Source organism: bacterium, assembly GCA_021108215.1.
GTDB lineage: Bacteria > Oederibacteriota > JAAXVQ01 > JAAXVQ01 > JAUVAV01 > JAIORK01.
The window spans coordinates 11954-36689 of sequence record JAIORK010000005.1; the positions used below are offsets into that span (position 1 = coordinate 11954).

General features: G+C 47.4%; 17 protein-coding genes. 16 read left to right on the forward strand and 1 reads right to left on the reverse strand.

The features are described from left to right. Positions 1–43 precede the first annotated feature (43 nt). Genes K8S19_00980 through K8S19_00990 form a run of 3 tightly spaced genes read left to right on the forward strand, consistent with a single transcriptional unit; the run spans position 44 to position 5078 of the window. Positions 44–3415, forward strand: a complete 3372-nt coding sequence (locus K8S19_00980; protein ID MCD4812258.1) for an O-antigen ligase family protein — start codon at positions 44–46, stop codon at positions 3413–3415. Then, entirely contained in the window at positions 3412–4035 is a 624-nt protein-coding gene (locus K8S19_00985) for a sigma-70 family RNA polymerase sigma factor (GenBank protein MCD4812259.1), read from the forward strand. The genes K8S19_00980 and K8S19_00985 overlap by 4 nt, the downstream gene beginning before the upstream one ends. Beyond that, positions 4032–5078 (forward strand): zf-HC2 domain-containing protein, encoded by a 1047-nt coding sequence (locus tag K8S19_00990; protein MCD4812260.1) that lies wholly within the window; start codon positions 4032–4034, stop codon positions 5076–5078. The genes K8S19_00985 and K8S19_00990 overlap by 4 nt, the downstream gene beginning before the upstream one ends. Before the next feature lie 405 nt (positions 5079–5483). Here K8S19_00990 and K8S19_00995 read toward each other — a convergent pair whose 3' ends face one another. Next, positions 5484–7463, reverse strand: coding sequence for a tetratricopeptide repeat protein (locus tag K8S19_00995; GenBank protein ID MCD4812261.1), 1980 nt, complete (start codon positions 7461–7463; stop codon positions 5484–5486). 458 nt (positions 7464–7921) lie between these two features. Between K8S19_00995 and K8S19_01000 the strand changes: the two genes are divergently transcribed. From K8S19_01000 to K8S19_01060, 13 genes are all read left to right on the forward strand, one after another. Continuing rightward, positions 7922–8884: an SDR family oxidoreductase gene (locus K8S19_01000; protein MCD4812262.1), complete on the forward strand. Its 963-nt coding sequence runs from the start codon at positions 7922–7924 to the stop codon at positions 8882–8884. A gap of 11 nt (positions 8885–8895) precedes the next feature. Beyond that, positions 8896–10026, forward strand: coding sequence for a glycosyltransferase family 9 protein (locus tag K8S19_01005; protein MCD4812263.1), 1131 nt, complete (start codon positions 8896–8898; stop codon positions 10024–10026). Continuing rightward, complete coding sequence (locus K8S19_01010) at positions 10020–10841, forward strand: polyprenol monophosphomannose synthase (GenBank protein ID MCD4812264.1); 822 nt, start codon at positions 10020–10022, stop codon at positions 10839–10841. Before K8S19_01005 ends, K8S19_01010 begins: the two co-directional genes overlap by 7 nt. After that, the gene (locus tag K8S19_01015) at positions 10816–11754 is read left to right on the forward strand and encodes a class I SAM-dependent methyltransferase (protein ID MCD4812265.1); all 939 of its coding nucleotides are present in this window, start codon (positions 10816–10818) and stop codon (positions 11752–11754) included. The genes K8S19_01010 and K8S19_01015 overlap by 26 nt, the downstream gene beginning before the upstream one ends. 188 nt (positions 11755–11942) lie before the next feature. Then, positions 11943–12296, forward strand: a complete 354-nt coding sequence (locus K8S19_01020; protein MCD4812266.1) for a hypothetical protein — start codon at positions 11943–11945, stop codon at positions 12294–12296. A gap of 30 nt (positions 12297–12326) precedes the next feature. Further along, complete coding sequence (locus tag K8S19_01025; protein MCD4812267.1) at positions 12327–13724, forward strand: radical SAM protein; 1398 nt, start codon at positions 12327–12329, stop codon at positions 13722–13724. Positions 13725–14034: 310 nt separating this feature from the next. Next, complete coding sequence (locus K8S19_01030; protein ID MCD4812268.1) at positions 14035–14823, forward strand: class I SAM-dependent methyltransferase; 789 nt, start codon at positions 14035–14037, stop codon at positions 14821–14823. Between the two features lie 203 nt (positions 14824–15026). Next, positions 15027–17297 (forward strand): hypothetical protein, encoded by a 2271-nt coding sequence (locus K8S19_01035; protein ID MCD4812269.1) that lies wholly within the window; start codon positions 15027–15029, stop codon positions 17295–17297. Beyond that, the gene (locus tag K8S19_01040) at positions 17291–19177 is read left to right on the forward strand and encodes a hypothetical protein (GenBank protein ID MCD4812270.1); all 1887 of its coding nucleotides are present in this window, start codon (positions 17291–17293) and stop codon (positions 19175–19177) included. The genes K8S19_01035 and K8S19_01040 overlap by 7 nt, the downstream gene beginning before the upstream one ends. A 151-nt stretch (positions 19178–19328) precedes the next feature. Next, positions 19329–19643, forward strand: a complete 315-nt coding sequence (locus K8S19_01045; GenBank protein MCD4812271.1) for a nucleotidyltransferase domain-containing protein — start codon at positions 19329–19331, stop codon at positions 19641–19643. Then, a complete protein-coding gene (locus K8S19_01050; protein ID MCD4812272.1) occupies positions 19633–19920 on the forward strand; it encodes a HEPN domain-containing protein in 288 nt (95 codons plus the stop codon). The genes K8S19_01045 and K8S19_01050 overlap by 11 nt, the downstream gene beginning before the upstream one ends. Further along, on the forward strand, positions 19913–21721 hold the full coding sequence (locus K8S19_01055; GenBank protein MCD4812273.1) for a hypothetical protein: 1809 nt from the start codon (positions 19913–19915) through the stop codon (positions 21719–21721). The genes K8S19_01050 and K8S19_01055 overlap by 8 nt, the downstream gene beginning before the upstream one ends. A 184-nt stretch (positions 21722–21905) precedes the next feature. After that, complete coding sequence (locus K8S19_01060) at positions 21906–24683, forward strand: NHL repeat-containing protein (GenBank protein ID MCD4812274.1); 2778 nt, start codon at positions 21906–21908, stop codon at positions 24681–24683. The last annotated feature ends 53 nt before the right edge of the window (positions 24684–24736 follow it).

Genomic DNA, 24736 nt, shown 5'->3' on the forward strand with positions numbered 1-24736 from the left:
ACTTATGAGAAATTTATTGCTTAGCCACTGGTATCCTAGGTGGATGAGTCAAAAGCTGTATTGGGGTCTGGCAATCCTGGTTGGATTGTTGGTTTGCTTTCCTGCTTTTTTAGCAGGGAAGGCAGCGGCGGTGCTTGTTTTGGGAACGCTTCTGCTGGGCGTTTTTGCCTGGTTGCTGCTGGCGTTTGATCAGGACCGGTTTTCCCAAATGGGTTTCGGGCCGGCCTTACTCCTGTTTTTATTTATTTCGATTATCACTGTGATGGCATCTACAGATCCGGCTTCCAGTATTAATCCCTTTTCTACAGAAATCAGTATGCTGCTTGTATTTTTACTCGCGTATCTCCTGGCCCGGCAGATGCGTACAGTCAGACCGGTATTGGCCGGTTTGTTGGGGTTGGGGATTATTTTGGCGGCGTATGGTTTTTTACAGCATATTCAGGGGATGCTGGATACCTATCAACACTTTTTCGGTCAAACGCCTCCGGAAAACAGGGTGGAGCAGGAAATTGCCAACCGTTTGCTCTCGCGCCGGGCATTTTCTTTGTTTACCTATCCCAATCTTTTGGCAGGATTTATTGCTTTGTTATTACCTTTGGGATTCTCGTTTATGCTGACCACCCGGCGCCGTGGACTGGGGTGGCTCTGGGGTGCCGGGGTTGTCGTGATGGTGATGGGTCTTTATGTTACCGGATCTGTCGGAGGCTGGCTGGCGGCGGTTGCCGGGATCGGTATGTTTTTTTTCCTGATACAGAGAAAAATTTTTCAGGACAAAAAAACAGCCATGCCCTGGTCGGTTTGGATTGCCGGTGCACTTCTCGCAGTAAGCGGCGCGGTGATTTTGATTTTGGTTCGCAATCCTGAGAGCTTTTTCAATGATATCATCACACGTTTGGCCAACTGGGGAAGTGCATTTCGCATGGGTTGGGACCACAGTCTTACAGGTGTCGGTCCGGGACTGTTCGGTGTGGTCTTCCCGGACTATCAAACCGAGAACGGTTATTATGTCCGCTATGCACATAATTTTCTTCTTCAGCGATTTTCCGAGACCGGGCTTTTGGGTCTGACCGCATTGCTGTGGTTTTTATTTACGCTCACCCGTCAGGCCTGTCAAAGTTTTGGCCGGGAGATGATGACCAACCAACGGTTGTATATTATTGCTGTTTTTTCCGGTGTGACCGCTGTTTTTTTGCATGCCTGTATTGATCTTGATCTTAATTTTGTAAAAACCAGCGTACTCTTTTGGTTTTTACTGGGCAGCGGGTTGGGGTTGGTTGCACCGAAAAAAAATACGGCAGAGCCTATTCAGATTCCGTACGAACGTTTGCTTCGTCTGGGTCTGGCCGGTATCGGTGTGATGGTATTATGGAAGGGCGGGAAAAGTCTGCCGGTCGAGGGCCTTTTATATATTGGTACCGGGTTGCTTTTGGTCCTCTTTTTTATTGGCCGGACGGATAACTACGCTTCCTGGTGGCAGCTGATGAAACGAATTCCTTTGCGTTGGCCTTTGAGTATTTTCATGGTGTGGGCGATTCTTTCCGCCATGGTCTCGCTTCATCCGGCTGGTGCAATTCCAGGGATGACCCTGGCCGCTTCGGGGCTGCTACTTTACATGTTGACTGTTTTGACGCCGCGTACGGGTCATTATTTAATACGGACCGCCGGGGCGGCGGCAGTGATTATTGCTTTGGTGGCGCTGAGTCAAATGATTTTTCAACCCGGCATGCGTGTGGATGTGCAGTGGCCTAATCCGAATTTGCTGGCTGCATTTTTTGCCATGGGTTTGCTGGTCAATATAATCACTCTTATTTTTAGTGCGCGGACCAATGCAGAGAGAATGGGTTCGGCCTTGGGTGTGCTGATTGTGTTTTTTGCCATGCTGGCAACAGGGTCTATGGGGGCTGTTTTAAATAGTATTGCCGGTTTGGGTGTGATCTTGTTCTGGATAAAAGTGCGTAAACCGCGGTATTTTAAATTCGTTGCGCTGGTCTTTGGCTTGTTCCTGATTCTGGCGATTGTGCTGCCTTTTCAGACCGGCGGACGCCTGCTTGATTTGAAAGGCTATAAGGCTCAAACCTATGAGCGTGTCCAAATTTTAAAATCGTCATCCCGGATGATTTTTCATCGGCCCGTGACCGGGTTCGGTCCGGGAAATTTCAGTCAGGCTTTTGAACGCTATAGCTTTCCCAATATCCGGGGATTGTCCCGTTTTGGAAAAATTGCGCAGTTCGCGCACAATGAACCAATTCAACTGATGGTCGTGACCGGTATTCCGGGCGGTTTGCTGCTGGTTTGGATCAGCTGGATTTTACTCATTCATTTCCGGCGTCAGAGCCGGGCGCCGGTTCCTTTGGAAGGAACCGTGGACGCCTCCGAGCAGGTATCCAGAATCGCCGCTTGGAGCGTTTTGGCAGGTGCTGCGGTGCATGGGTTGGTGGATTTTAATTGGCATCTTCCCGGATTATTTATCTGGTATATGATGCTTCTGGGGATTGCCGTTGCACCCATGAGCCGGTGGCGCACGGAAGAGAATATTTCACTGCTCGACATCGGCGCATGGCGCAGCCGGCTTGGCAAACTGTGCTGCCAGCCATTTCCGGTTCTTTTGGTGCTGGTTGTGATAGCCATTAGTCTGGCATCGATTCGTCCTTTGGTCAGTCACTACTTGCAAAATCTTGGTGAGGCGCAGCGCTATAAGCAAGATCTCAAAGCTGCTGACCGGGAATTTCAACGTGCGTTATCGGTCCATCCTTTATCATCCAAGGCGTATGATGCTTTGGGTCAAATCCGGGTTGATTTTTACGCCATGGTTGGTTCTGAGACCTGGTTCCGGCTTTCCGACTGGGCTTTTCAGAAAGCGTATGATCTCAATGGTATGAATGCCTATATTCATCGCCATATGGGAGGTCTGTATAAATTAAAAGCAGCTAAATCTTTGGGTGAAGAAAAAGCAGAATACTATGATAGGGCGGAACGGCAATATCTTTTGGGAATTGAAAAAGCGCCGCAAAAAGCATTACTCTATTTTGAATTGGGCAATCTTCTGCGCGATGCCGGGCGCATGGATTCAGCTGAACGTGCCTGGCGGGAGGCAATTGCGCTGGAGCCCAATTATGCAGCTGCGCACAGTAATTTAGGTGTCGCCCTGGAGATTCGCGATGAACTGATTGATGCGGAAAAAAGTTATAGGCGTGCTTTGGATGTGAAGGTTTTTGCAGCGGGTGCTGAGGGGAAATATGAATTGGAGCTGCTCACACTCAACTGGGCAGTGGTGCACTCGAATTTGGGACATTTGTATGAACAGCAGGCCCGCTGGATTGAGGCCTATACCGAATATAAAAAAGTTCTGGTTTTAGAGCCGGAGAATGCTTTGGCACAAAAACGTCTGGAAAATCTACAAAGAATCTTACCATGACACGGGAACCCCATCACCACGACTCCAGTCTAAATTTAGGGCAAGCAAATGATCGTAAATTGATTGATCAAACACTATCCGGCCACAATGAGGCCTTTGATGTCTTGGTCACACGTTATCGGGATCGTATCTATTCGCTGGCATATCATATGCTTTCAAATGCTGAAGAGGCCCAGGATATTGCACAGGAAGTCTTTGTCCGGGCGTATAAAAACCTGTCGAAATTCCGGCATGAATCAAGTTTTTATACGTGGCTTTACCGTATTGCGGTCAATATTGTTTATACCCAGGCCAAAAAAGCATCGCGTCGGCGGGAACTTTATGATCAGGCATTTAAGGATCTGAGGATGAAACCGGGAAAAATGCCTGAGACACCGGAAGGGTTGGCACAGTTAGAGGAGTTGAAAGAAATGATTCTAAGGGCGATTAGACAACTTGATCCGCGTTTCCGTCAGGTGCTGATTTTAAAGGAAATTGAAGGGCATGATGTCTCTGAGGTGGCAAAGATGCTTAAGCTGCCGCAAGGGACGGTTAAATCGAGATTATACCGCGCCCGGGAAGATTTAAGACATATTATCCAGTCCTGGAAAGCGTATTCGTCGGAGGGCACGACTGAATGAAGTGCGATAAACGGCAACAAAAAATTAGTCGATATGTTTTACAAATACTGTCGCCGAAAGAGATGTCGGAGCTGGAGGCGCATTTGAGTCGCTGTCCGGCCTGTTGGGGGCAATTGGAACAGGAAAAGGCAATTCAGAATGCGATCAATGGCATGGGTTCTGTTTCTGCGCCGGATGGGTTTAATCAGGCTGTTTGGCGAAAAATCAATACACCTGTCTACACACCTGAATTGAAAAATAGGTTTAAATGGCTGCCCGTGACTGCCGGCGCGATGGCGCTGGCAACTGCGGTATTTGCAGTGGTGGCTTACCGGGTATTCATTTCACCCCAGGTGCGGCCGGTTGAATCCAAGACGGTTGTTTCCCTGGAAAAGGGAACGGTGCAGTCTGCGGACGCGGTTTTTTGTGAAGGGGTTGCGGCAAAAACCATTGTGGGTGAAAAGATTGAAAAAAAAATAAAAATAACCAAACAATTCCTTCCAAAAGAAGACGTGAAAATAGAGGTGACTGCCGCTGAACAAATTCGGATTGATTCATCCACGGTGGTGCTTACACCTGGCGTACCGGTTGCGGGAAGTTTTGTAAGAGGACCGGCCAAAGATGCGCGTACTGACCAAACGGGGAAACCTGCGTTTCAAAGGCCGGAGAAGTTATCACATCAACCGGCAGGATCGATACCCGCATCCGAACCAATAAGGCGCAGCGCAGCAAGTAGCGGGACACCGCAAATTGCCGATAGTGCAACGTTGGTATCGGCGATTCGCCACGTACGGATTTATAATAATAAAATACATAGCAACCGTGGAGAAAAAGTCAGACTGGAATTTACCATGGTCTTACCCGGCCGCGTATCAGCCGGAGTTTTTTCTAAAGAAGGGCGTTTGGTAAAAGATCTTATGGACCGGCAGCTTGCGTCGGGAGAACAGCATCTCGAATGGGATGGCACAGACCGGCACGGACAGAAAAGCGCCAGCGGTATTTATATACTGGTTCTAAGTGGTGATATTGAAACCCGCCGGTTTAAACTGGTGGTCGTGAAGTAGGTTTGCTGCGGAAGTTGTCATCTCCCGCAAAGAATCCAATCAGTTGTGCTCGTCGCAAAGTCCCGTGCTTTCGATCAGGGAATTGAATAAAAGGAAGCGTGCCCCTCCGGTTAATCTGCAAACATATTTCTCCGAATATCCGGGTACTCATCTTAATAGCTCGACCTGGCTATTGTGTGGTTTTTGCAGCATCACATGGGCCGGACCTTTGTGCATTGTTTCTCTTTTTTGCTGTAAAGGGTCCTTCTGAATAGTACGGGGACGTGAAAATAACAGCCTACAATGATCCGCCGGGCTGCTAAAGAGCCGGCCAGGCCATACCCATGCAGCGCATTCATTCAACAATACACAAAAGTCTGATCACAACGTACAAAGAATCCGGATTTTCATGTTTTTTCGGAGAGATTATTTCAACTCATGGATTAATTGAATGGCATCCATCCAGGCAGGCCAGGCTTTAAGCGCTTTTTGTGCCCATTGATAGGCTTCCCTACGGCGGTGGGGATCAGATTTGATTGTTTCCGCCAGCATGTAGGCGGTACGGGCGAACATTTTATTTCTACCGCGGGGGAAGTGTTTAAGCGCTTTGCGGAACATCTGTTCGGCATTTTGATATTGTTTGTTCTGCAGGGCCAAAACACCTAGATTGTACCAGGCACCGGAGTGGTTCGGTGCGCGGTCAATGACCGCTTGGAATGCCTGTTCAGCAAGTTTTGGGTCATTGGTTTTTAAATAAAGCTCCCCCATAAAGAAGCGGGGTAAAAATGCTTGCGAAGTAATTTCCGCCGCCCGTTTCGCTTCCTGCAATGCCAATACCGGTCTGGCAGGGTTGAAATACGGTGATTTCTTGGGGTCGATGGCATAGTATTGGAAAAATTTAAGCAAGGAGTCATTTTGAGGGTCCTTGCGAACATATAAAAGGCAATTGTCATCCCAGTAGACCAGCGCCCATTTTCCGGATTTCCAGAGTGCCTGATAAAGTTTGATGTCATTTTTCGGCGAGATCAGGATTCCCTGAATATTATGGTGATCTAATAAGGGGATACAATGCCGGGGATCACCCCAGATCATTTTCCTGTAATCGGAATAAAGTTTTTCCCCGAAAGAGGGGAACCGGCCGTCAATAAAAATTTGGATCCTGCCATGTGTCATCCAACCGGTATAACCGCCCCAGATGTCATGGGTCAACAAACGTCCCTGGATCGGATGTTTCAGCAACCAGTCCAATCCCCGGGCAGGGTACATGTGGGTCATTTCCCCGAACCGGAAAGCGCGGCCTGTCAGTGCGGCAACACCGAGTAGTATTATGACAAGCGCACTCCCTGCCAGTAAGGCCCGGTTACGAAAAATGCCGGAGAGCTTTTGCATGGGAAACATGCGCTGCCAAAGAAACCGGAGATTGGCTGCCAAAGGCGGCATGGCGGCAATAAGAAAAAGCGGCATATTGCGATACGACTTTATGGCTAAATAAGAGAAAGCCGCCATGGGAATGAGGTCGACCAAACGTGTTTTACGGATGGCCGCCAATTGGCTGAACCAGACGGCTCCCAGGATAAAAAAGAAAAAAGGCTCCTGCGCAAATTTCGGCGGTGCCCACTCAGTAAGGAATTTCATGAAATCATGACTGCTGGTTGTCGTAATAACAAAATGATAGATGGAAAATCCAATCGGGTTGAGCGCGCCGGCCAGTAAAGTCACGCTTGATATCATGCCGATATGCAGCAGACGTTTGCGAAACTGCGGTTGACGGGTCCGCCAATAGTGGAAAAGGTCATCTAGAAATTGGGCACCTAAAAACCCGAAAATAACCACAAATCCCGGGTGACAATTCGCCCAGGGAATGGTGAGCAGCGGGATGATCCAAAGGCGCCGGGCAGATGCCTGTGTCTGTTCGGCCCGGGCATTCCGGTATTGGTCGAGTAAGATCAAGATGAAGGGCAGCAGCAGGTAGGTGATAACATAGGGGCGTTCAGGCATAATACGGTTCATGGGTGCCAAAACAGTCAGACCCAACAGCAGGGCGGTCAGACCCAGGTTTCGCCAGCGGGAATAAATCAGCCGGCCAAGAAAGAAAAGCGCCGCAGTCATGGCAATTGCTTTGAGGATGATTAAAAGGTTATACCCGCCGAGTTGATATGTCAGATAGATACCCGCACGGAACAGAACTTCAACCCGTTCCAGCGGTTTGTCCGGGATTGTATATCCAAAGGGTTCTTTATCTACCTGGAAGTGGTTTTCCACCCAAAAGCGGCCGTCGCGCAGGTGGATATAGACATCCGGGTCCCCCAAGGGATGGATGAGCAGGCCAATTGCCAGCAGCAGCAGGGAGATGACGAATATACGTGTTGGCCACGTAAGATTTTGGGGTTGAGGCACAGGCTCCAATGGTAATACTCCTAAACAATTTTTCCAGTTTAGCCAATACCATAGCAAATAATATCGTGCAATGCACCTGTATACTTGCAGGTGGGGGGGGGATGTTTCGGTCTTTAGATGTCGGCTTTAAGGGGAAAAAATATATATCCTGTGTAAGCATTCCCGGTAAGTATTAATTTTGTTCATTCGAAAATGAAAATCCGTATGATTCACAGTAAATGCTGTTTGACGAATAGTTGTGCTTATCTCTTTATATCGTATCTCGTATGAACAAAATTAATACTTACCGGGAATGCTTGTACCGGACTTGAATCCACTGCCATAGAATTAATCCGGTGTCGGCTGCTGTGAGTAACATGCTTAGGAAGAAAAGAGACAAAAAAAATATCGAATCGGTCGTGAATTATGCTATAAAAATAGGAGTTTTCAGTTGGAAATATGAATAAAATCATCCTAGGAGTAAATACATGCGAATATTAGTTGCCGGTGGTGCCGGTTTCATTGGATCTCATCTGTGCGAGCGTCTTTTACAGATGAAGCATGACGTGATTGCTTTGGATAATTTGAAAACCGGATCCATGGCAAATATCCGGGAAGCTCAAAAATCCAAGCGTTTCCAATTTATAAAAGGAGATGTCCGTACCCCGCTGCGGATTAAGGTTGATTATATTTTTAATTTGGCATCTTATGCCTCGCCGCCCTATTATCAAAAATGGTCGATTGAGACTCTGATGAGTAACGCGCTGGGCGGTTATCATTTGCTGGAGTTGGCCAGGCAGCAAAAAGCGAAATATCTTTTCGCCAGTACCTCCGAGATATACGGCGATCCGCTCAAACATCCCCAGCAAGAGACGGATTGGGGCAATGTGAACCCCAATGGTATTCGGGCATGCTACGATGAGGCTAAGCGTTTTGGTGAGGCCATTACAATGGAGTTTTATAGAAAGCATAAGTTAAATGCGCGGATTGTTCGGATATTCAATACCTACGGACCCCGGCTGCAAAAAGACGACGGCCGGGTGGTTTCTAATTTTATCAATCAGGCTTTGGCCGGGAAACCCCTGACGATTTACGGGGATGGAAAACAAACACGCAGCTTTTGTTTTGTTACTGATTTGGTCGATGGGATTGTTCGGGTGGCATTTAAACCGCGGACAAACGGTCAGGTATTCAATTTGGGAAATCCAAATGAGTTCACGATTGCTGAGGCTGCGGATATGGTTGAGGAGTTAATCGGGAAGTCCCTGACCACTATTAAAAAACCATTGCCGCAAGACGATCCGCGAAGACGGCGTCCGGATATTTCCAAGGCACACCGGATTTTGGGATGGGCACCGAAAATTCCGCTCCGTGAAGGTCTTATCAAAACAATCGAGTGGTATCGGCTGGAACGGAACAAAGGAAAAAACAAAAAACGCTCATCCAAATAAGGTGTTCGGTTGTGATGATTTGGAGGGAACGCGACGTGCGATTCAGGACTGATTGCCGCCATTGGCGGGGGGACAAACCGTGTGTTCAAAATCGTTTGTGCGAAGGCTGCCAGGCATTTGAAAAGTTGGGCCCGCGAATATTGATCATTAAACTGGGCGCACGCGGGGATGTTCTGCGAACCACGCCTTTGATTGAAGGTCTCAGAAAAAAATATCCTGATGCCAATATAACCTGGTTGACGGCACCTGAATCAGTTGAAATACTTTACCAGCTCCCGGGCGTCGACCGTCTCATTGCCTTGGATGCCGGCAGCGTCATGGAAATGCTTTCCAGGACATTTGAATATTGTATCTGTCTTGACAAAGAACCCTGGGCCACAGGTCTGGCTGAAAAAATTCAGGCCACGCAAAAATTCGGCTGGGGCATGGCACCTGACGGTGTGGGGACACCCCGGGCGTTTAATCCGGAAGCCGGGTATTCATTGGCACTGGGCGTGAGCGATGATCTGAAATTTCGTCAAAATCAGAAAAGTTATATGGAAATTATTTTTGAAGCCGTTGGGTTGAAATACGCGCAAGAACCCTATCAGCTTATTTTGACTGACGCTGACCGGCAAAAGTGCCGGGAGTTTTTAAAGCACCAAAATTTAGATAAAAGCCGTCCCATTTTAGGTCTTTTCACCGGCTGCGGACCGGCCTTTGAAAGAAAACGTTGGACGGAAAATAATTTTGCCCAATTGATCCGTCGGGTTAAGCAAGAACACGACGTGGAGATACTCTTGCTGGGGGGACATGCAGAAAGAGAGATCAATCAGCGGATCAAAGTTATGGCCGGGGAAAAAGTAATGGACACGTACGGCGAGCATACTTTGCGGGAATTTGCCGGATTTATTGAAGCGTGTCATACAGTGGTTACCGGAGATACATTGGCCTTGCATATAGCATTGGCCATGCAACGTCCGACGGTTTGTCTTTTTGGACCTACGTGTCATCAGGAAATTGATATGTTTGGCTTGGGCGAGAAAATTGTTTCAACACTGGACTGCTCGCCGTGTTATCAAAAGACGTGTGATAAAAAACCGACCTGTATGGAAACCCTTTCAGTCAATCAGGTCCGGCAGGCATTGGGGAAATTATGGTAGCCGCTGTTGGGAAGAAACCCGCGCAACCCAAGGCAGCAAAGCGTTCCATGACTAAAAAACATCCTCATGTGTTTGTTATGATACCCACCTATAATGAAAAGGCAAATATTATCCGCTTGCTTGAAAATATTGAGGCACTTGGAATTCCCAACCTTGCAATTGTCGTTGTCGATGATTGTTCGCCGGATGGGACCGGAAAATTGGTGGACCGGTTTGCGAAAAAGAAGAAAAACATCCATGCGGTCCACCGGGTGCATGAACGGGGGCGGGGGACGGCGGGTATCGCCGGTTTTAAGTATGCCCTGGCACATAAGGCGGACATGGTGATTGAGATGGATGCGGATTTTTCACATCATCCGCGTTATATACCGGATATGATTAAGGCGGCCAAGCAGTGTGATGTTGTGGTGGGCTCGCGTTTTGTTCAGGGAGGCCGGGACCTTGACCGGGGAATGAGCCGGCATTTGATCACCCGCATGGCGAATTTTTATATTCGCCGGGTTTTGAAAATCACCGATGTCCATGATTGTACCTCCGGCTACCGGCTTTTTAAGCGCAGTGTGCTGGAAAGCATCAAGATGGACAATACGGTTTCTCTTGGACCTTCAATTGTGCAGGAACTTCTTTATAAGGCCACCCAGAAAGGGTATCGCGCCAAAGAAATCCCCATTGTGTTTGTTGATCGCCGGGAAGGAAAATCAACATTTAACTGGCGCATCATGGTACAGAGTTTTTTAATGACATTGATTTTAAAATTTCTTTTCTCCAGTCTGCGGCGAGTCGAGATTCATGAAAAAAAATCAAAAAACCAATAAATCAGAGACACCCAACCCCTATCGTGCTAGCGCGAACATGATGGACGTAAGTCCATCGGTGAAGCGAGGGAAAATATCGCCGGAGGCGAACATCTCTCGACAAACATACCACGGGCGTAAGCCCGTGAATGTTTATCCGCAGGGATTTGTGTTCGGGCAGGGTGAGGCCGATCCCAAGGCGCTTTCTTTGTCCGGTCTGAAAATTGCCCGCGCGTTGCAGGCACTTGGGCCGGTGAAAGGGTGTGTGCTCGAATTGGGCTGCGGCGGCGGCCAGTACTTGCGCGCGTTGCAGCGCTACCGGCCGGATCTGGAATTATTCGCAGTGGACCTTGATGCTCAGGCAGTGGCTGCAGTCAATACCATCCCGCAGGTTACCTGCATGCCTGCCGATGTAAGTGCGCTGCCTTTTGAGGACCACCAATTCCAAGCCGTGATGGGATTTGATATTCTAGAGCATGTGGATGATCCCGGAAAAGTATTACGCGAGGCGGTCAGAGTGTTGCAGCCCGGCGGTCTGCTGCATCTTTACGTGCCTTGTGAGGGGAATCCGGGTACGGTTTATGTAAAAAAAGGGCATGCCTGCAAAGCCGAATTTGGCGGGCATCAGCAGCAATACACAACAGATGGTTTGGCGGCATTGATTGAAAAAAATGGTTTTGATCGTGTTGAAATACGTTATGCCGATTATTGGCTGACACAGCAATTTGATTATGCTTTTTTTAGCCGGTTGGCGAAAAGCGCCCATCCGGAATCACTCTGGGCGGCGCAAGCGCTGCGTCAAGGCGGGGGCTTGCAGGGCTGGGTGCTCCGACAGATTCGGCGAGCGCTTTCCGTACTGGCCTGGCTGGAAGGGACACTGCGTACAGGTCCGCAGGGTGCCATGGGGGTGCATGTGACAGCCAGGAAGAGATGAATAATTTGGTATTTTTGTCATGCCGTCCGGCAGTCCCAAAGGCGTTGACATTTGATTTTTGAATAAAAATAATTATATATAACATATTTACGATAATCGTTTATTAAACGATAACGGTAAAATAAAAGACAATGATGCACATGAGGTCGGCGTGTTGGATGCCATAGCGGAAGGACGAAATAATAGAAATGAAATATAACCGCACGGTTTACCATCGTCGTTCCATTCGTTTGCCAGGATACGATTATTCATCCGCTGGTGCATATTTTGTCACGATATGCGCGCAGAATAGGGAATGTTTTTTTGGGGATATTATGGATGGCAAGATGAACCGGAATGATGCGGGCAATATGATTGATAAATGTTGGAATGAATTAGTCAGTAGATTTTCCGGTATTGAATTGGATGAGTATGTCATTATGCCGAATCATTTTCATGGAATAATAATCGTAGGGGCAACCCTGGAGGTTGCCCGTCAGGGGAACGAGATGATTCCAAACGGCACGAACAGGGCAGGCACAAGGCCTGCCCCTATAAATTAATATAAATTCTACAACTGTAAAGGAAAAGTAATGAGCAGAGTTCTCCTTTTAAATCCACCGGGCAGCAAAAATTATATCCGTGATTATTTTTGTTCGAAACTTTCGAAAGCCAATTATATCTCGCCGCCAATCGTGCTGCTGATGCTTTCCGGTATTGTCGGCCGGGAGCATGAGGTTGGCGTCTTAGATGCCATCGTGGAGGGTCTGTCTTTTGATGCCGCGTTGGCACGGATTAAGTCTTTCCAACCGGATACGGTGATTACCCTGGTCGGGGCAGCTTCCTGGGACGAGGACCGCCAATTTTTGAAGCAACTCAAGCAGCACCTGCCGGTTGATATTATTGCCAATGGCGATCTGCTGTTGGAAGATGCACCGGTCCGTTTTAACGAGGCACCGGAGATGGATGCGGCCTTGCTTGATTTTGGGTCGGTGGAGATACTTCAATTGCTGGGTGCGAGAAACGGTGAACCGATTGATAATACTCTCTACCGTTTTTCCGGATCTTTGGTGATTGGGAAGCGGACAAAACATGCCGGTGTTTTTGACATTCCCGTGCCGCAGCATGACTTGTTTCCTCTGCGGCAATACCGTTTTCCCTTTATGGTGGGGTATCCCATGAGTGCGATGCTGACAGACTACGGCTGTCCCTTCCAATGCACTTTTTGTGTGATTCCCGGACTGGGATTTGGTCTGCGTCCGGTACCTTCGGTGTTGGAGGAACTGAGACAGGTGAAGGCATTGGGTGTGAAGGAGATTTTTTTTCTTGATCAAACCTTCGGAGTCCGGTCTGACCGGACGCGCAAATTGTGCCGGGGCATGGTGGAACAAAAAGGGGTCGTTCACTGGTCCTGTTTTTCGCGGGCGGATGTCCTGGACCGGGAGATGCTGCAATTGATGAAGCAGGCCGGTTGTCATACCATTATCTTTGGTGTGGAAAGCGGGTCGGATGCGACCCTGGCCCAATACAATAAAAAAATGCAGATTGATAAAATCAGAGAAACCCTTGCACAATGCCGTCAGGTCGGAATTCGGGTGGCGGCAACCTTCATGCTGGGATTGCCGGGCGAGGACGAATTCGGTGCGCGCCGGACGATACAATTGGCACTTGATCTGCCGCTGGATTATGTGGCGTTTAATGTCGCCATTCCGCGTGCCGGAACAACCTTGCGTGCCCAGGAAATTGAGGCAGGGCTGATTGATGCTTCGGTGCATACCATGGACCAGTCCGGGATTGACGGTGCGGTCGGCACGCGTGAGCTTTCTGCAAAAAAAATTATGGCGTTGCGACGCGAGGCGTTGCGGAGATTTTATTTGCGGCCCGGCTATCTTTTGCGCAGGCTTTTCACCCTCCGTTCCTGGGTTGATCTGAAAACACAAGTGCGCGACGGAGTGGGCGTGATTGCCGATGCGATGGGGATGGGGAAATGAGGCTGTTATTCTTGGCGTTGTTTTCAACTTTAGGAAACGAAAATTCTCTGATGCGATTAAGTGTGCAGCTTGGTTTAGGGTTGTTTTGCGGCGAAGGCTTCGATCCTAAAGTTGAAAACAACGCCAAGAACGACATACGTTGTTAAGCGTGGGAAACAGGGTGTGCTCTTTTTACCCATCCGAATGACGATATTAAGTCGTGGCAGAACTGAAGGTCGAGCAGCATAAACTACAATGGATCAGGTCTTTTCGATTTCGGGTGGGTAAAAAGAGCATACCCTGTTTTCTAATAAGTGTTTGGAAGGGTACGATGGATAAACAAATTTATCAGGATTTGGCGAAATCAGGCAGCGGGTACTGGTGGAACCAGGGGCGGGAGCACCTGGTGACCGGGCTGTTTGAAAAATATAGCAAAAAAAAAGTCGCGTATGATCATTCTTTGAAAATTTTTGATATTGGTTGTGCCGCCGGCGGAACCCTGTTTTATCTTTCCAAATGGGGTGATGTATGGGGACTGGATGCTGCTCCGGATGCGCTCGAACTCTGTCAAGCCTGGGGCATCCGGCAGGACCGGCTTTTGCTGGGAGATGCGGAAAAAATGACAGTCGTCAGTGATGCAAAATTTGATCTGGTCACAGCGGTCGAAATTATTGAGCATCTGGACAATCCCTTGCGGGCAGTGTCTGAGATTTTTCGAGTCCTGAAGCCGGGCGGGATTCTCATCATTACCGTGCCGGCAGACATGCGGTTGTGGAGCGAACGGGATGTTCGGCTGGAGCACCGTCGGCGCTATACGGTTTCCCAACTGGTTGACCAGGTCAGTCAGTCTGAGTTTGAGATCTTGAAAGCCTCCTATGCCAATGCTTTTTATTACTGGCCTTACCGGTTTCTCCTGTGGATGCGGCGGAAAAAAAGCGGGGTCGATGTTCCTCGGGTCAAGACCAATACCTATGATGCCAATCCTTTTATGAGCGGTTTGTTTGTCTGGCTGCTCAAATTGGAGACATGGTGGATTTTACATAGCCGGTTACCCTGGGGTGTTTCTGCGGTCTGTGTATGCAGGAAAAAAGCGGTGTCCGGTACGAAGGCAAAGGCGTAAAGGAAATAGCCGTAGATTGACACTGATTATCATAATTTAAAAAAGTTTAAATGTTTTTAAAGATTTAAACAGGGGGAATCAGTGTTCGGAAGCGGCAGTGCCGGGTGTTTAGATAAAGCGGCAGGGCTGCGGAAGAAAAATAGACTGAACGGGTAAAACAGGGGCAGGTACTGTTTTTGCATCTGGAAGGATGAGGAGAGAGAATGACAATCGGAGTATTTATTCTACAGTTTACAGTCGCGATAATAATCCTGGCAATGGCCGTTTATGTGCCGGGCCGGTTTTTGGTTCGTTGGCTCAGATTGGATTTGGATGTTTTGGAACATCTGGCAGCCAGTCTGGTGGGTGGGGCCGGTTTGTTGACATTGATTTACTGGAGCCTTTCCATGCTCAAGGTTGGTTTTTTACTCTGGGTGTATGTTTTGGTCGTTCTTGGGTTTGAAAGTTTTTATGCTTACCGGGATTACCAAAAACAAAAAAGTTTTATCCCCGACCCGGGGGTGCCCCGTCCCGAAGTTTTTAAAGACCACTGGCTGCTCGGCGTGTTGATGCTGGGCGGCATGCTGGCACAGTCCCGCTTTGCTGCATTGACCGGCTGGCAGGGAGCGGAAGGGATTCGGCTGTTGGCCTGGCATGCCCATGATGCACCTTGGCATATTTTTAATCTTTACCAATTAAGTCACGCGTTTCCGCCGGAAATGCCCGGATTTAGCGGTCATTTGCTGAAAAATTATCATATGTTTTCGGATCTTCTTTGGGGTGCGGTTTTACGGCTGGCCCCCCTTGATCCATGGCATTGCTATTTCCGGGTGGCACCGCTTTTTTATTCCGCACTTTTGACCCTGACCACGTTTGTGGCGGCACGGCGCTGGTCCGGAAAAAAACCTGTGGGATATTTGGCAGCCGCCATGACGGTTTTTTGTTCCAATTTTGGTTATGTCATGCCGTTGTTATTTGGGGCAGACAAATATTTTTTATGGGAATCGGTTTTTTGGGTGCAGCCGCCGTTGACCAACATTTTTAATCCGGGGGTTTCATCTGCGTTTGCTTTTTTGATGCTGGGAGTATGGGCGTTGACAGGATGGATGCAGGAGAAAAAGCAGTGGGGTTATCTGGTGCTGCTGGCATTATTTTGGGGTGTTTTGCCGGGATTTAAAGTTTATCCCGGGGTCTTGGTGGTTGCCGGTCTTTTTGTTTCAGGTGCTGTATTACTCGTTTTTCAACGTAATTGGAAACAGTGGATTGCATTGGCGGCGCTTTTACCTTTATTCCTGTTTGTTTTTTTGCCGCCCAATTTGCATGCGCCTTCTTTAATCCGCTTTTTACCGGGATTCAATCTGGCAGCCATGCTGGTTGCACCTGACCGGATGATGCTTATGAGTTCGACCCAATTGAAGCTCCTCTTTGCACAAAGACCGGGACTGGTGGCGCTCATCATGGCGGGACTGGCACTGGTGTTTCTTATCGGGAACCTTGGCGTCCGTGCCGTCGGGATGGTTCCCATGCTGCGGACGGTTTTTTCTCCCCGGCGTGCGGATCCTATTCTGGTTTTTATCACGGTGGTGATAGGCGGGGCATTGGCGGCACCGATACTGTTTGTTCAAAAAGGTGTTCAATGGAATACGATACAGTTTTTCTATTTTGCCGTGCTGCTGTCGGCATTGCCGGCAGCCAGTCAGTTTTGGAAGTGGATTGCAGCGTTGAAACGGGACTGGCAACTTTTTTGGGTCTGTATTTTTTTTGGTTTGGGAATTCCGGGAAGCATCCAGGCCTGGTGGGTGATTGATTTTCATTATCAAAGCAGTGCCGCCGTTTGTGAAGGTGCAGCCTGGCTGCGTACCAACACCGATCCGGCTGAAACAATTTTACGTCCCTTGCCGGATGCATTGATGACCGAGGAAGGGTATGCCTACTGGCTTCGCTCGCAGGAGCGGGGCAAGATGACATCACTCGGGCAATGGCAAACCGAGGCAGCGTCCCTGGCGGCCGAGGATCCCGAACCGGACAAATCACCGGCGATTGTCAACGTGCCTGAAACTGTGATGTCCCATACTACCGGGAATTCGATGGTTGCGGCATCCTTGCCGGCTGCCCGGGGCACTACCCTGGTGGGGAAAGAGAACAGTGCTCATAGGATGGAAAACGAGGGACCCCGGGATGGGATGGAGGCATGGGAGCGGACCGATGTGGCGGCGATAGCCGGTTTGGCATTGCGAAATACCTATTTGGAAGATACGGTTTCCTCACAAATTATGGGGTTCCCGGTTGCCAAACGGGTCGCGGCGGTCCGGGATTTTTATGCAGTTAAAGACGTGGTGGAAGCACGTGAATTTCTTGAGAAAGAAAACATTACTTATGTTATTCTGTATAGCGATAGGGTACTGCCGTTTAAACCGGAGGGTGTGCCGTTGAAAAAAGTTTTTGAAAACAGTGCGATGGTGATCTATAAACACGTCTATCAGGAGGGATGGTGACGGTAATGACGCAACGCCTCCGGCAATGGCTGGTACCGGTGTGCATTGGCCTCCAAATTATAAGTCTCGCAGTATGGTGGGAATGGTTCAATACCTTTGCTTTCGGGACAGGAACGCTCGGCGGCGGCATTGTTAAATTTTTTCTGCTTAGCGGTTTTTTTGCATTTTGGGCATTTAAATTACCGGGCATCATGGAAAGAAAATTTGGATGTGACCGGGAGACCTATCTGGAGAAAGATGCACTGGCCGGGTTACCGTTGGCGGGTCTTTTGCTTATCATTCCGTTTGCCAAATCGCTGGGGCCGGCAGCCAAAATTTTCACTTTTCAATTGTTCGGATATGTCTGGATGCCTTGGTGGATGAAAAGCTATGTTATTTCATCAGAGGCGAAGCTGGTCTTGGTGGTTGCCGGGATTTTTATTTTAGGGGCCATGGTTTTAAAAATTCGGGTTTTGCTCCAAACGCTGTATCAATCCGCTTTTGAAAAAATCAGTGTAAAGCGGTTGTTTTGGTTCGGATTTTTAATTTATATTATGCTTTTAAGCTGGCCCGCCTGTACGCAAGCGCCGCAAGCGGGGGAGATTTCCCACTGGTTGGTGACCCAATCGCTGGCATTGGATGGTGCATTTCATGTGGACGGCGTTTTGGGCCGGGCGGATTACTACCAGTTTTATCCCCTGCAAAAAATAATTTATAGAGGTTATACCGATAGTCTTGGCCGGCTGTTTTTACCCGTGGCACCGGGCATGCCGCTTTTGTATATCACCTTTTTTTTAATGCAGGGCCGTTGGCTGTTGGCGGTTCTGGCCATGCTCTTTGCAGCCGGTGCGGCGTCACAATTATTCGGGTTTTGTCGTGAACAGGATTTTTCACATAAAACCAGCTTTTGGGTATGGCTGGTCACGCTTTTCAGCGCACCGTTGATGCTATACGGTTATCAGCAAACCGAGGTGACGGCAGGTGCTTTTTTTCTGATTTTTGCGTTACGGAATATTTTTAGGATTCGTAAACAAAGTCCCTCCGAGAGTATGACGTCTGCCTCAATCGCGGCACTGGCGGCCGGTTTAATGCTTTTAGGAGGTATTCGTTTTTTAATTCCGGCATTGTTTCTCATCCTGTTTTTAGCCTGTCAGCTGTTTGTAAAAAAACGCATGGTCCAGTTGCTTATCGCCGGTCTGGTGCTGCTGGTACCGTTGGCGTTCACCGGCTGGTACTACGCGGTTATTTATAAATTTTTCCTTACGCATATGCCATACAAGTTTTATTGGCCCTGGGAATTGAGCGGCTGGCTCAATCTTATGGCGGTTTTCTTTGACCGCTATGCCGGTATGGTATGGCACGCACCTATCTGGATTGTCGGATTGGCCGGGACGTTTTGGATGGCTAAAACCCGCGGAATATTTTTGTCAGCCATTGTGTTTTTTTCTTTTATAACCGGATTGATTACAGCTATGATTTTTCCGGATGCCTGGGGAGAAGGATCGAGTTTTCACCGGTTTGTAGCCCCCATGACCCCGCTGTTGGGCCTCGGATTGGCGGCTTTTCTGGAAGCCATCGGATCAAGCGCAATCTGGCGCAAACGGCTGTACTGGATCAGTATGTGGGGTGTAGGCATTGTTTTACTGCAAACCGTCTTTCCTTTTTTTGCCACCGAGGCCGTGCGGCTGCGGCTGGGCCTTCATTTTCAACCTTTGGGATGGATTTATGGCGTGCTGCCATCCTTCAAAGGCCGGGTGATTATGCTTGAAATGCTAGTGGGCGCGATACTGATGATTGCCCTGGGATATGCTGTTTTCCGATTAGTCGGCTGCTTAAAAAAACTCCGGCAAGATACATTCATACCGCAACCAGATGAAAAACCCAAACCCCGTATTGTCTAGTCGCGGAAGAAATTGGATCGGATAAATTTCAAAATCGGCATGGGATATCTCGTGCTCAGGTATTCTTTTATTATTGACGTGAATATTTTATTTGATTATCATTAATTTATTGTTGATGTATTGATTTTTAAAAGTTTTACGGGTGATGGAAATGGGATACAGGAATAAAATCGATTTAATAAAAAAGCGATTAATTAAGGAAATTTCTCCGGAAAGTATTTATATCTTTGGCTCCTATGCCCACGGTACTGAGAATCCGGACAGTGATCTTGATTTTTTAGTTATATGGGATACACCCTTGCCGGCACATAAGCGCAATGTACTATTGAGCGGTTTTTTTTCTGATAGAAATTTCCCGCTGGATATTTTTGCTTTTACCCGGAAGGAAGCGGAAGCATTTCGGGACATTCCCGGCAGTATGGTCTACGAAGCTGTTCAGAATGGCAAAATGATCTATGGACAATAAAAATCAGCTGGTTAAATTATGGTTTACTAAAGCTGAGCACGATTTGATGACGATTACTAATAACCTGGTTAACAAATCGGAGCCTTTAACCGATATTTGTTGTTTTCATGCACAACAAGCGATTGAAAAAATGCTGAAGGGTGCATTGGTTTTTTTTGGTAAGCATGTTACCAAAACCCATGATTTGATATATTTGGTTAATCAACTTCACGAATACATTCCGGAATTACAGCAATATAATAATCAATATGAAAAACTCAGACCCCGTATTGTCTAGTCGCCATTTTGCCTGGTTTAAATATGCCGGCGGATTGGGTCTGGGACTCTATCTTGCCGGATTTGTCGGGTTGAATGATTCCGGGTTCCTTCTGCCGGTTCAATTGCCCCCATGGCGCTGGCTGTTGATTTGTTTGGGTGCCGGTTTGGTCGCGGCATTTATCAGCCACGGGATCTCACTCTGGTTTTTACAGCGTTATTGCGGTATGGAAAAATCACGTGCTGTTCGTGCGGCCGCGTTTTTTGATCTGGCATGGATGGTGTTGCCGCTCGGTTTGCTTTTTTACCCTGTCATGCTGCATGTGGGTTCAACCTTACAGATGGATGTTTTGGGAAAAATTTTTATCCTCGCAACCAATCAGTATATACAACTGCCCGCTGGCGGCTACCTTTACCTGCTTTGGGCCGGACCCTGGATTTTATTGCCCGTTTTTTTAAAAGCAGTGTATGGGGTGCGCTTTTATTTACACTATTATTCCAGCAGGAAAATCGAACCACCGGTGAATATCTTGCGGCTTTTTTTTATGGCAGTTCTTTTTTATGGATTGCTCGGAGCCTGGGCCACAACGATCTATCCGCCTACCGGTGATGAGCCGCATTATCTTTTGATTGCCGAAAGTTTGATTCACGATCATGATATTGATTTGCAAAATAATATGCTTAATAAAGATTTTCGGAAATTTTATCCGGGTCAAGAACTTGATTTTCATGGAATCGCCTTGGCAGGAAAACCCGGGATTTCAAAACATTTCCCTGCATTGCCGCTTCTGCTGGCGCCGCTTTATGCCTTGTTGGGGCTGGGCGGCGCAGTGCTGTTTATGATTTTAACTGCGTCAGGTATTACGGTTTGTCTTTACGGGTTGGCGCGCCAATGGGGTCAATCACGTCAGGAGGCATTGCTGGTTTGGCTTGTGGGGATGCTCAGCGTACCGCTGGGAGTTTATTATAACTTGATTTATCCGGAACTGCCCGCAGTGCTGCTGCTTTTACTGGGTCTGCTGTCCTGGCGAAGAGGGGGAGAGGCTGGGATTTGGGGACTGGTCCTTGCGGTGGCAGTGCTGCCCTGGTTGTATCCCAAATATATACCCCAGACGCTGGTGCTGTTTGTACTTTTTTTAATGATGCCGGGTGTGTTTACTAAACACCGGATTATGCCGGGACTGGTCCTGCTGACATCAGGTGCGCTTTATGGGATGTTTTATTTTAATTTTTACGGGTTTGGTATCAGCGGCAATCCCTACGGGACTCTTGCATGGCCGGTTTCCTGGCAGGGGTTACGCAATGCCTTGGGACTTTTAGTGGACCGTGATTTTGGCATTGTTGCGACTGCTCCGTTTTTTTTATTGAGTGTTCTCGGTTGGTATCAATTTAAAAGGGAACAGAAACGAATCGCGATTGTTCTGGCAATTATTTTTATCACCCAATATTTATTGTATACAGTTTTTGACGATTTTACCGGCAGTGCGGCAGTGTTTTCCCGGCAAATGTTGCTGGGATGTCTGCCTTTACTGCCGTTGGTCATGCCCGGCTGGACGTTAGCCAAAAAAAACGGCGGGTGGGTAAAAACGACAGCAGTGTTTTTGATCGGGGTCAGCATGTTTTTAGCCTGGATCACCACTGCCTGGCCGTTTTTACGTTATCTCTCACCGAAATTAGTATTGTGGGAGAAAATAGGATTTGTGCCATCGGTTTTTCCCAGTATGATTGTTGATCCGGGATGGCAGGAAATTATTTGGGCAGGTGTCTGGGTTATTATATTTGTAATTTTTTTTCGATATGCAAGCCCGAGGAACGACAGATAAAAAATCTGTTTGTAATTGATTTTATGTTTTTAAATATAAGTATCGTCACGTAGAGGCAAACAATTATGGCCTATTAAAATTGAAATGCTTCTATAATGTTTTTTTAAAAAATATGTAATTTTTTTTTATGATATTAGTCAAATTATTATGATAATCGTTCGGCAATAAAGGGGGGCTCAGACGTATGAAAAAAATTGTTAATATAACATGGTTGGGAATTGTTGGGTTGTTCATGGTGTTTTCGTCGGTGAATGCATTTGTCACCAACCAGGAAGCTAACATTGTTGTCGGGCAGGCCAGTATGACCAGCAATACATCCGGGACCAGTGCAAATAAAATGGCGAATCCAACAGGGATTTATTGTGATGATAACAATTTATATGTTGCTGATATGTCCAATAATCGTGTCCTGGTTTTTGGAAGTATTCCGACTAGTAATGGTGCAAATGCCAATTGGGTGTTGGGTCAACCGAATATGAATGAAGGAACAGCAAATAATGGTGGCGTGGGATTGACTACGTTATTCAATCCTAAAAGTGTATGCAGTGATGGTACGAAAGTAATTGTGGCGGATTCCGGGAATAATCGGGTGTTGATTTACAATACGGTTCCAACTGCCAATGGTGTAGCTGCCGACGTTGTTATCGGGCAAACTGATGGAACATCCAATTTGCCTAATCGGGGCAGCACGTGCAGTTCTAATACACTGAATCAACCTACGGCAGTTTGTTTGTATAACGGAAAACTGTTTATTGCTGATACAGGTAACAATCGTGTGCTGATTTATGATGCCATCCCGACCAGCCACGGGACAGCCGCTAGTGTTGTGGTTGGGCAAAGTGATTTTTCAAGCAGCGGGTCTTTGTGTGCGCAGAATAGAATGTATGCCCCGAATGGAGTATGGGTGGATGCCGGTAAAATATTTATCTCGGATACCGGGAACAATCGGGTATTGGTATTCAACTCAATACCAAGTACTAATAATTCTGATGCTGACTATGTCCTAGGACAAGCAACATTCAGTACAAATAGTGCAGGTCATAGCCAACAAGGATTGTATGCAACCATCAAGCTGTTTGCGGCGGATGATAAACTTTATGTTGGCGACACACTGAATCACCGTGTTGTGATATTTGATACATCCTCGCTTGCGGATAATCAACCGGCCGAAACGGTCATCGGTCAGATTGGTTTTGATCAATGGAGTAGTGGTGTTTCAGCTACAAAACTATCAAATCCGTCGGGGGTGTGTATATACGCCGAAAAATTGTTGGTTGCTGATTATGGGAACCATCGTGTCCTGATATTTGATGACGGATTTGCTGATGTGACCCAGGTTTACCCCAATCATGGAGTTCATGACAAAACAGTGGAAGTCACGCTTTCGGGTAAATCTGTCCACAATATTACCGGAGCTAAATTGGTCAATGGAGCGGAAAGCATGACGGCGTTTAATTTCAATCATATTGATAATAATAAGCTGACTTGTTTGTTTTCTTTGACAGGCAATCCCGGCCGGTACACGCTTGAAGTGAATGTGGGCAGTATTGTCAACCAGTATAAAAATACGTTTTTGCTTCTGAACCAGAATGACACTAATTTTGATTGGAGAGTTGCAGCGATCGGGGAAATTCCAGTTCCGTCAATTGCAGGAATATATTACGGGATCGTTGTCGCTGATAATGACAATGACGGACAGCAAGAGATTACAGTTGCAGGGCGCTATACACAGTTAACGAATTTTAATTATTTTACTGATCACTGGTCACAGGACTTCATCCCGGCCAATCCTACTGGAAATTATTTTAGTAGTATTGTTGTAGGTGATCCGGATAATGATAAGAAAAACGATGTATATGCTGTTGCCATTAATGGCAGCTATAACATCTCGCAGTATGTTTTTCCAGGCTGGACCGGCACGACGATTGGTAATGGCAATGAGAAATTATATGATTTGGCTTATGGGGATGGAGACAATGACGGTTTGATTAATCTTTATGTTGGATGTGATAATGGCGAACTCTATCAATTGACGTATGACGCCGGATGGGGCCAGACAACAGTTACTGCTTTCGGTTCGCGTATCAATGCAGTGGTGGTGGGTGATGGTAACAGTGACAATGATTATGAAGTCTACAGTGCCAACGCTAATTACCATATTTATCAATATGTCTATAATGGGACTGCCTGGGAAACCACAGATATTGGTTCCGGTGCAGGTGAAATGCAGGGTGTAGCTGTAGGGGATGGGAACAGAGACAGCCAGATGGAGGTTTACGGTACCAACAAGGACGGTAAAGTATATCAATTCAAATGGGTGGTTTCTTCCTGGGATAAGATCGAAGTGGCTGATTTTGGCATTGGTTTAAATGATGTGAAGGTCAATGATGCGGACAATGACGGCCAGGATGAGATATATGTCACCACAGATGATGGCCGGTTATTCCAATGCAGCTATGCAAACAGTCAATGGTCTGGTCTGGAAATTGGCAATGTGGGTTCCAATATCTATAAGATAGCCATCGGAGACGGTGACAATGACAATTCTTTTGAAATATACGGTATTGCGGCGGATAACAATGTTTATCAATTTAAGACATGGAGTGCGCCCACACCCACACCGACCGCGACTGTGACTGCAACGCCTATGGCTTTGGACGGATTTGACGGCCGGATTATCAGTAAAAGATACATATATGCCGCTCCCAATCCCATTCGCGGCACAGTGGCAAAATTGCACTATATTTTAAAGGAACCGGCAAGTGTTGAGATGAAGATTTTCACTACATCCAACCAATTGGTCGTTTCATATAATATGGATCATTTTAATTCAGGACATTTTGTTAAGGAATGGCCGTGTGCCAATATATCCAATGGCGTTTATTTGATGATGATAACAGCAACCAGCAAGGTTGATGGTACCAAAGAAAGGGTGATCAAAAAGATTGCCTTGGTGAAATAGTGACTAATGTCACCCAGGGTCCTGGGGTAAAATAAGCATCCAGGGGGTGACGT

What these genes read in the sequence shown, in the direction of transcription:
- K8S19_01015 (MCD4812265.1), top strand. Translation starts at nt 10,816, where the DNA reads ATGAAAAAAAATCAAAAAACCAATAAATCAGAGACACCCAACCCCTAT.
- K8S19_01035 (MCD4812269.1), top strand. Translation starts at nt 15,027, where the DNA reads ATGACAATCGGAGTATTTATTCTACAGTTTACAGTCGCGATAATAATC.
- K8S19_01010 (MCD4812264.1), top strand. Translation starts at nt 10,020, where the DNA reads ATGGTAGCCGCTGTTGGGAAGAAACCCGCGCAACCCAAGGCAGCAAAG.
- K8S19_01030 (MCD4812268.1), top strand. Translation starts at nt 14,035, where the DNA reads ATGGATAAACAAATTTATCAGGATTTGGCGAAATCAGGCAGCGGGTAC.
- K8S19_01025 (MCD4812267.1), top strand. Translation starts at nt 12,327, where the DNA reads ATGAGCAGAGTTCTCCTTTTAAATCCACCGGGCAGCAAAAATTATATC.
- K8S19_01040 (MCD4812270.1), top strand. Translation starts at nt 17,291, where the DNA reads ATGGTGACGGTAATGACGCAACGCCTCCGGCAATGGCTGGTACCGGTG.
- K8S19_01020 (MCD4812266.1), top strand. Translation starts at nt 11,943, where the DNA reads ATGAAATATAACCGCACGGTTTACCATCGTCGTTCCATTCGTTTGCCA.
- K8S19_01060 (MCD4812274.1), top strand. Translation starts at nt 21,906, where the DNA reads ATGAAAAAAATTGTTAATATAACATGGTTGGGAATTGTTGGGTTGTTC.
- K8S19_00980 (MCD4812258.1), top strand. Translation starts at nt 44, where the DNA reads ATGAGTCAAAAGCTGTATTGGGGTCTGGCAATCCTGGTTGGATTGTTG.
- K8S19_00990 (MCD4812260.1), top strand. Translation starts at nt 4,032, where the DNA reads ATGAAGTGCGATAAACGGCAACAAAAAATTAGTCGATATGTTTTACAA.
- K8S19_01000 (MCD4812262.1), top strand. Translation starts at nt 7,922, where the DNA reads ATGCGAATATTAGTTGCCGGTGGTGCCGGTTTCATTGGATCTCATCTG.
- K8S19_01045 (MCD4812271.1), top strand. Translation starts at nt 19,329, where the DNA reads ATGGGATACAGGAATAAAATCGATTTAATAAAAAAGCGATTAATTAAG.
- K8S19_01050 (MCD4812272.1), top strand. Translation starts at nt 19,633, where the DNA reads ATGGACAATAAAAATCAGCTGGTTAAATTATGGTTTACTAAAGCTGAG.
- K8S19_00985 (MCD4812259.1), top strand. Translation starts at nt 3,412, where the DNA reads ATGACACGGGAACCCCATCACCACGACTCCAGTCTAAATTTAGGGCAA.